Genomic DNA, 2,932 nt, shown 5'->3' on the forward strand with positions numbered 1-2,932 from the left:
GGGCGGAGCACGGTACGGGGAGCGGTTCCCGGGGCCGGGGGCGTCGCGGACAGCACGTCCACGGCGGCGGACGACGACGCGACGGCCGAGGACGGCGGCGCGAGCGAGGGCGCCGGAGCCGGGGTGGCCGAAGACGTGGCCGAGGACGGTGGCGCGGGCGGGAGCGGCGGTGGTCGCAGAGCCGGCCGCGGCACGGACCGAAGACGGCGGCGACGGCGGGTGCTGCGCTGGTCGGCGACCCTGCTCGCGTTGGTGATAGTGGGCGGCGCGGGTGCCGGATACCTCTACTACGAGCATCTCAACGCCAACATCAAGAGCGACAAGCTGAACCTGGGCGACGCCAAGGACCGGGCGGCCGAGACCAAGGCCAACGAGGCCGGTCAGAAGGCGCTGAACATCCTGCTGATCGGTTCGGACGCGCGGGACACCGTGGAGAACCAGAAGCTCGGCGGGGCCAGGGACACCTTCAACGGCACGCCGCTCGCCGATGTCCAGATGCTGCTGCACGTCTCCGCGGACCGCAGCAACATGTCGGTGGTGAGCATGCCGCGCGACACCCTGCTCGACATTCCCAAGTGCACGGACCCCGACACCGGCGAGGTGTTCCGCTCGCTCACCCGCGAGATCACCAACTCCTCGCTGGGGCGCGGCGGTCCGGGCTGCACGGTGGCCACCTGGGAGAAGCTCACCGACATCCACATCGATCACTTCATGATGATCGACTTCGGGGGTGTGGTGTCGATGGCGGACGCGATCGGCGGCGTCCCGGTGTGCGTGGACGCCAACGTCCACTCGCACACCCGCACCGGCAAGGGCTCGGGCCTGAAACTGGCGGAGGGCACCCACGACATCAAGGGCGAGCAGGCCCTCCAGTGGCTGCGCACCCGCTACGGCTTCGAGGACGACACCGACCTGGCGCGTGCCAAGGCGCAGCACATGTACATGAACTCGATGGTCCGTCAGCTGCGCTCGGAGGCGAAGCTGACCAACCCCAACGGGCTGCGCAAGCTCGCCGAGGCGGCCACGCGGGCGATCACGGTCGACGACGGCCTGGACAGCATCAAGAAGATGTACGACCTGGCGACCGAGCTGCAGAAGGTGCCCACCGAGCGCATCACCATGACGACGATGCCCAACCGGTACGACACCGTCCAGACCGGCCGGGTGGTGCCCACCGAGGATGCCGGGAAGCTGTTCCGGCTGGTGCGCGAGGACATCGCCCTGGACGGCAAGGACGCCGCGAAGGCCACCGCGAGCCCGTCCCCGACGGTCACGGACGCCGCCGCCGCGGACCAGGACATCGCCGTACAGGTGCGCAACGGGACGTACACCGACAGCCTGGGCGCGGCGCGCGGACGGGCCTCAGCGGTGACGGAGGTGCTGGTCGGCAAGGGCTTCACCGATGCCAAGGCGGACGCCTCGCCGGCCACCACCGAGAAGACGACGGTGATCCGCTACCCGAGCGCCGACCTCCAGGCGGACGCCCTGCGGGTCGCGAAGGCCCTGGGCGTTCCGGCCGGCCAGGTGAAGCAGTCCACCGACGTCTCCGGGGTCACGCTCCTCGTGGGCGCGGACTGGCGGTCGGGCACGGCGTACAAGGCGCCGGTGCAGGACGACAGGACGCCCACCTCGGCGGAGACGATGAACGCCGCCGACACCAGCCAGTGCATGCACGTGGACCCGGCCTACAGCTGGTAGGCCGGGCCCGTGCGCCGTCTCGGGGTGCTCAGTCGCTCAGTTGCTCGGTGCGAGCCTGCGGACTGAGGACCGCCGGGCGGCGGGACGCGATGACCTTCCTGGCCAGCGACCTGGGGCTGGTCAGGAAGCCGAAGCCCCACGACATGTGCATGGTGGCGAGGGCCACGGGGATCTGGAGGCGGGCCTTCGGCGGCAGGCCCTTGCCGGCCGGCAGCGAGCCCAGCGCGATCGCCGCGAGGTAGCCGCCCGGGATGACGAAGCCGAGAGGGGTGAGGGCCGCGCCGACCACGATCCCCGCCGCGATCGCGCAGACGGCGGCCGGCGGGGCGAGGTAGCGCAGGTTGATGGAGCCCTCGTGGTAACGGGCGACGACGTGCCGCCAGCGGCCGTAGTCCTTGTACTGCTTGGCGAGCGCCTTGACGCTGGGCCGCGGGCGGTACGACACCTTCAGCTCCGGCGAGAACCAGATCAGCCCGCCTGCCTCACGGATGCGGAAGTTCAGCTCCCAGTCCTGGGCGCGGATGAACTCCTCGTTGTAGCCGCCCTGTCGCTCCAGCGCCTCGCGCCGGAACACCCCGAGGTACACGGTCTCGGCGGGGCCGGCCTGTCCCCCGGTGTGGAAGGCGGCGTTCCCGACGCCGATCTTCGAGGTCATCGCGGCGGCGACCGCGTGCTCCCAGTCGTTCTCGCCCTCGGCGTGCATGATGCCGCCGACGTTCTGCGCGCCGGTCTCCTCCAGGAGCCGCACGGCGGTGGCGATGTAGTTCGGCGAGAGCATGCCGTGCCCGTCGACGCGGACGACGACCGGATGGCGCGAGGCCTTGATCGCGGCGTTGAGCGCGGCGGGCGTACGGCCGGTGGGGTTCGGGACGGTGTGCACGCGGGGGTCGTCGCGTACGAGTTCGGCGGCGATCTCGTCCGTACGGTCCGTGGACGGACCGATGGCGATGACGACCTCCATCTCGCCTGCGTACTCCTGCGCGAGGATCGCCTGGACCGCTCCGCGCAGATGCCGCTCCTCGTTGAGGACGGGCATGATGACGGACACGGCGGGGAGCTGCACGTCGGACTTCGCGTTCATAGGGACATCACGTTACCGCGAACGGGGGACACCGGTGCGCGCCGCCGGGTGCCCTGCGACGGGCGGCGGTTCCGGTCGGCCTACGGTGCTCACGGCTCCCCTCGTACGCCTCGTACGGCCGTCGCCCGGAGGTGACCCGCTTGTCCCCCACCC

Annotated in this window: 2 protein-coding genes; one reads left to right on the forward strand and one right to left on the reverse strand. The window is 71.1% G+C overall.

The genetic code is table 11. The features are described from left to right. Positions 1-1,698 (forward strand): LCP family protein (locus BZL64_RS33370; RefSeq protein ID WP_425276099.1); only part of this gene is annotated, 1,698 nt, incomplete at its 5' end. A 28-nt stretch (positions 1,699-1,726) separates the two neighbouring features. Here BZL64_RS33370 and BZL64_RS33375 read toward each other — a convergent pair. Next, positions 1,727-2,779, reverse strand: a complete 1,053-nt coding sequence (locus BZL64_RS33375) for a glycosyltransferase family 2 protein (protein WP_086772842.1) — start codon at positions 2,777-2,779, stop codon at positions 1,727-1,729. Positions 2,780-2,932 lie beyond the last annotated feature (153 nt).

This window comes from Streptomyces bobili, assembly GCF_002154575.1.
Lineage (GTDB): Bacteria > Actinomycetota > Actinomycetes > Streptomycetales > Streptomycetaceae > Streptomyces > Streptomyces bobili.